This is a genomic window from Collinsella sp. AF39-11AT (assembly GCF_003474585.1).
Lineage (GTDB): Bacteria > Actinomycetota > Coriobacteriia > Coriobacteriales > Coriobacteriaceae > Collinsella.
The window spans coordinates 1-5,212 of sequence record NZ_QROG01000011.1 but is presented as its reverse complement, the minus strand read 5'-3'; the positions used below and the strand labels follow the sequence as shown (position 1 = coordinate 5,212).

Below are 5,212 nucleotides of genomic sequence, written 5' to 3'. Positions count from 1 at the left end.
TAGGCCGCTGGCTGCCGCAACCTTGCGAATCTAAGCGCGATACTAAGCGGGCCGCGCCGGAAATCCCCGGCGCGGCCCGCTTTTTTGACTCACGCAGTGCCCTTGCGAATCGAAGGTGAATGGTTTTCCCGTTACTTAGTACTGCTCGATGCCCATGTAGCGACGGATCTCGGGGCTGTGGTCGAACACCTTGCCGCGGGCGGCGCGCAGCTCGCAGCTCATCGCGTAAAAGAAGATCGGCTCCAAGAACGAACGCACGCTGGCAGGTACCTCGCCCACGCCGTACTCGAGCGCATCGAGCACCATAATCGTATCGGTGTGCGTGTTGAGGAACGCGAGTGCACGCTCCTCCATGGGGCGGCACTCACCCGATCCGAGCTGCACAAAGTAGAACACGCCGGGCTCGGTAGCCTCGAAGGGGCCGTGGAAGTACTCGCCGGAGTGGATATAGCAGCAGTGCTGCCACTGCATCTCCATGAGCGAGCAGATGGCCATGGCGTAGGTCTGACTAAAGTTGGGGCCGGACCCCAGGATATAGAAGAACTTGTGCTGCTGGCAGAGCTCGGCAAAGCGGGCGCCCAGCTCGGCGTTGACCTTCTCGCGGGCGGCGGGCAGCAGCGCATCCATCTGCTTGAGGCCTTCGTACATGTCGGCGAGCGCCTCGTAGCCTTCCTGCTGGTCGAGCAGCTCGGCGGCGATCAGAGCGCCGATGCCCTGCGGCACCTCGGCCTGCGACACACCCTCGCCCCAGGGGTAGACCCAGGTGGTCCACTTGCCGTTGTCGATCTTGGAGCCCTCGCAGTCGGTGAGGGCGACGACCTCGGCGCCGGCAGTCAACGCCATCTCGCAACCGTCGATGACCTCCTGCGTGTTGCCACTGTGGCTGCAGGCGACGACGAGCGACTTCGGCCCCAGGCTCTTGGGGGCCATCAGGCAAAACTCGCGCGCGGTGTAGACCGTCGAGGCAAACGTAGTGGCCTCGCGCTTGAGCAGCTCGTTAGCCGGCATCAGGTCGATCATCGAACCGCCGCAGGCGATCCAAAAGACGTTCTCGATCTTACCCTTGCGCTCGATAATTTCCTGAATCAGATCGTGTGCGTTCACGGTGACGCTCCTCCTTGTGTGGCGGCTTTGGACGACGGCAGCTCGTACCTGCAGTCGTTCTATGTTGTTCTATTTATAGCATGCGAGCTGTCGCAGGTGAAGTCATTTCAGCAAATTTGTTCTATGTTGTTCTATCTATGGACGTTAGATGTCGAACACGTAGCGCGAGCCCACGATCTTTTGGCGCCCGAGCAGCAGGGGCCGCTCGTCCTCATCGGTAAAGTACGCCTCCATATAGAAGAGTGGCTCGCCGGCCGGCACCTCCAACAGCGGGGCCGCCTGAGCATCGGCAAGCGCAATCTCCACGGTACAGGGGTCGGACTTGAGCGGCGCGCGGCCCGAATGCTCGGCAACGAGCGCAAAGATCGAGTTATCGGTGAGGTCCTTATCGGCAAGCGTCTGCAGGTAGGGATGGTCGGCCAGCACAAAGGCGTTGTTCTCGAGCATGACGGGCACGCCATCCGCCGTGCGCACGCGCTCGACCACGATGAGCTCGCAGCCGGGCTCCACGCCAAAGAACGCCGCATCCTCGCGCGTCGCCGCGACCACCGTACGCGACACCAGACGCGCTCCGGCCACCATGTCGTTGGCGGCACAACCCTCAGTAAAGCTCTGGACGTCACCTTTCTGGACAATCTTGCGCTTGAGCTTGGGAGCGCACACAAAGGTGCCCCTCCCCTGCTGTCGGTTGAGATATCCCGCGCGCGACAGCTCCTCGATGGCGCGACGCACGGTGATGCGTCCCACGCCGTAAGACTTCGCGAGCTCCATCTCGGAAGGAATGCGCGAGCCGGCCGCATACACGCCGCGCGCGATCTCGCCCTTCAGGTCGTCCATGACCTGCTGGTACAGCGGTACGGCGGATACGCCAGCGCGGTCGGTTTTATCGTCGGTTGCCATCGTTACGCTCCATCCCGCGCATGCTCGGACTCAAACTCTTCAATCGCCGCCATAAACTGCTCGCCAAAGGCATCGGCCTTTTTCTCGCCGATGCCGTTGACCTGAATCAGCTCGTCGCGCGTTTGCGGGCGCAGGCGGCACAGGCCGCGCAGGGCCTTGTCGGAAAAGACCATGTACGGCGCCATCTCGAGCTCGGTCGAGATCTCCTTGCGCAGGGTACGCAGGCGCTCGAACAGCTCGGCATCGTCGCCCACGCGCGGGCGCTGATCCAGCTCGGCCTCCTCGCGCAGCAGATCCACCGCACGGCGAGCACGGGCCGAGGCCTTGCGCTTGGACGCGCGACGCTTAACGGTAAAGGCAAACGCCTCGTCCTCGACCTCGCCGGCACGCGGACCCAGGCCCACGACCGGGTACTGCCCCTGCGAGGTGGCCAAATAACCGCGGCCGCACAGCTGGCCGATGATGTCCTTGATGCGGCCGACCGATTCGCTCGACAGCCCACCATAGCCGCGGTCCTCGTCCAGATGCATCTGGCGAATGCGCTCGGTGTTGCCGCCGTGAAGCACATCGGCGATGAGCGACTTGCCAAAGCGCATGGGGCGCGTGGCCACATAGCGCACGGCGGCGCGAGCCATACCGGTGACGTCCTCGACCTCGAACTGCGTGAGGCAGTTGCTGCAGTTGCCACAGCCCTCGGCCTCATCCGCGGCGGCGCCGCCCACGGCCGTATGCTCGGCCGCGGCCTCGTCGCCAAAGTAGCGCAGCATGTATTCGCGTAGGCAGCCGGTGGTGTTGCAATAGCCTTCCATCTGACTGAGCAGGCGATATCGGTTCTGGAGCGCCCACGCGCGCTGCTCGTCGTCGAGCGTCTCGTCGGCCGCATCGCCGCGGTCGATCAAAAAGCGGCGCATGCGAAAATCGTTGCCGTTCCACAGCAGGTGGCAGCTGGCCGGATCGCCATCGCGGCCGGCGCGGCCCGCCTCCTGGTAGTAGGCCTCGATGCTCTCGGGCACGTTGTTATGGATGACGTAGCGCACGTTGGGCTTGTCGATGCCCATGCCAAAGGCGTTGGTGGCAACCATCACCTGAATATCGTCGTCGATAAAGGCGCGCTGGCTTTGGCGGCGGGCGTCATTACCCATGCCGGCATGGTAGCGGCCAACGCGAATGCCGCTGGGACCCAACGCCTCAGCAAGCTCTCCTGCCAGCGCATCAACCGTCTTGCGAGTCGAGCAATACACGATGCCGCTCTCGCTCGAATGCGCGATCACATAGTCGCGCACCCACGCGGTCTTAGCCTTGTCGCCCATCTCCTCGCAGCCAAAGTAGAGGTTCTTGCGATCGAAGCCCGTCACCACCGTCGCCGGGTTTTGCAGGCCGAGCATCTGCTGAATGTCCGCACGCACGCGCTCAGTCGCTGTAGCGGTAAAGGCCGCCACGATGGGGCGCTGCGGCAGGGAATCGATAAACTCGCGAATCTGCAGGTAGGCGGGGCGGAAATCCTGACCCCATTGGCTCACACAGTGGGCCTCGTCAATGGCCACGAGCGGAACGCCGATGCCGCCTTCGGCCGCAGCTTCCTGCGCAAAGGCCAGAAAACGCGGCTCGAGCAGGCGCTCAGGTGCCACATACATAAGCTGGTAGCGACCCTCGCGCGCCCGCTTGCGCACGGTATTTTGCTGAGCCGGCGTAAGGCTGGAGTTGAGATAGCTGGGGCGCGCGCCCGCCGCAAGCAGTGCGCGGGTCTGGTCCTCCATAAGCGACAGCAGCGGACTCACCACAAAGGTGATGCCGGGCAGCATGAGCGCAGGCACCTGGTAGCAAATGGACTTGCCGGCGCCCGTGGGCATAACGCCCAGCGCGTCGCGGCCGGCAAGGATCGCATCGACCATGCGGTCCTGCCCCGGGCGAAACGAGGTGTAGCCAAAATAGGCGCCGAGCGTGTCGAGCGCCATCTGCTGCATGCTATCGGTCATGGTTTCCTAACGTCCAAGTCATCTGCCGCCGATTATACGCCGCCACGCGGACCGCTGCCGTACGGCTGTCAGCCACGCTCATTCTGCGGGTAGTCATTGGGGACGTTCTTGAATGACTAGTCGTTTAAGAACGTCCCCAACGGCTAAGCTCTTGACAGGCGTGGAAACGTCTCAGGTTGAGCATAAGTCAGCGAAAACGCCCCTAAGCGAGCAAGGTGACGTGAAAGAGGAGGGAAGCGTACTTCGGTACGCGACCGACGATTGAACGTCAGATTGCCGCTTAGGGGCGTTTGCAGCGTCGACCGGTCCGCCGTTCGCTAGAACGGCGGAACCAAGGGCGCAGCGTCGGCCCGTTGCGCGGTTTGGAAAACCGCGCAACTAGAGCTACATGACCATAACGTAGCGCGATCCCACGTAGTACTGCTTACCCATCAGGACCGGCTCGCCATTGGGTCCGATAAAGCCGGCGCGCAGGTTGAGCAGCGGATCGTGCGGAGCAATGCCCAGCTCAGCCGCCTGCTCGGCGTTGGCGCGAACGGCTTCGACCGTACGGTAACCAACCGAGACAATCGGCGTTCCGCCAACACGCTCGACCTCGGCAAAAATCGACTTGTCCTCAAGATCGGCCGTCAACAGCTCACGGTAGGCGTCAAACGGCACAAAGATGTTCTCTTCAAAGATGGGCTCGCCGTCGGCAGTACGCACGCGCTTGATGTGCAGCAGCAGCGCATCCTTCTGCAGGCCAAAGAACTCCATCTCGTTTTGGCGCGCCGGCACAATCTGGCGATCGATTACGTGCGCACCGGCCTTCATGCCGTTGCCGGCACACAGCGCGGTAAACGTCTGCAGCGTCGAGGCGTGAAATTGGCGATTGATGTGCGGCGTGGAAACAAAGGTGCCACGGCCCTGCTGCTTAACCAGGTAGCCATCGGAGCACAGCTCCTCGACGGCGCGACGCACCGTAATTCGGCTCACCTCGTACTGCTCGGCTAGCTCGAGCTCGGACGGAATACGCTCCTTGGGTGCATAAACACCTTTCTCGATCGCATCCTTGATCTCGTCGTAAATCTGCTGGTAAAGCGGTGCATTTTTGGGTGCAGGCATATCTAATCACTCTTATCGAAATATTGAAATAACTAATACGTATATAACGTCTAGTTTCATGTTACCTCATAATGATAAAACGGGCTCTTCGGTGGTTTCTGTGGGAGAGATTCCGGCATAGGCCCAGC

The 5,212-nt window shown here is 62.0% G+C and carries 4 protein-coding genes; all 4 read right to left on the bottom strand.

Annotated elements, in window-relative coordinates:
• Positions 1–135: 135 nt before the first annotated feature.
• On the bottom strand, positions 136–1,104 hold the full coding sequence (locus tag DW037_RS05930) for an SIS domain-containing protein (protein WP_117629031.1): 969 nt from the start codon (positions 1,102–1,104) through the stop codon (positions 136–138).
• Between the two features lie 144 nt (positions 1,105–1,248).
• A complete protein-coding gene (locus DW037_RS05925) occupies positions 1,249–2,004 on the bottom strand; it encodes a GntR family transcriptional regulator (protein ID WP_117629032.1) in 756 nt (251 codons plus the stop codon).
• 2 nt (positions 2,005–2,006) lie between these two features.
• On the bottom strand, positions 2,007–3,980 hold the full coding sequence (locus DW037_RS05920; RefSeq protein ID WP_117583849.1) for an ATP-dependent DNA helicase RecQ: 1,974 nt from the start codon (positions 3,978–3,980) through the stop codon (positions 2,007–2,009).
• A 384-nt stretch (positions 3,981–4,364) separates the two neighbouring features.
• Positions 4,365–5,084 carry a GntR family transcriptional regulator gene (locus tag DW037_RS05915; RefSeq protein ID WP_117583850.1) on the bottom strand — a complete coding sequence of 240 codons (720 nt, stop codon included), beginning with the start codon at positions 5,082–5,084 and terminating at the stop codon, positions 4,365–4,367.
• Positions 5,085–5,212 lie beyond the last annotated feature (128 nt).

Excerpts from the sequence above, each read along its gene's own strand:
- DW037_RS05920 (WP_117583849.1), bottom strand. The coding sequence starts at position 3,980 with ATGACCGATAGCATGCAGCAGATGGCGCTCGACACGCTCGGCGCCTAT.
- DW037_RS05915 (WP_117583850.1), bottom strand. The coding sequence starts at position 5,084 with ATGCCTGCACCCAAAAATGCACCGCTTTACCAGCAGATTTACGACGAG.
- DW037_RS05925 (WP_117629032.1), bottom strand. The coding sequence starts at position 2,004 with ATGGCAACCGACGATAAAACCGACCGCGCTGGCGTATCCGCCGTACCG.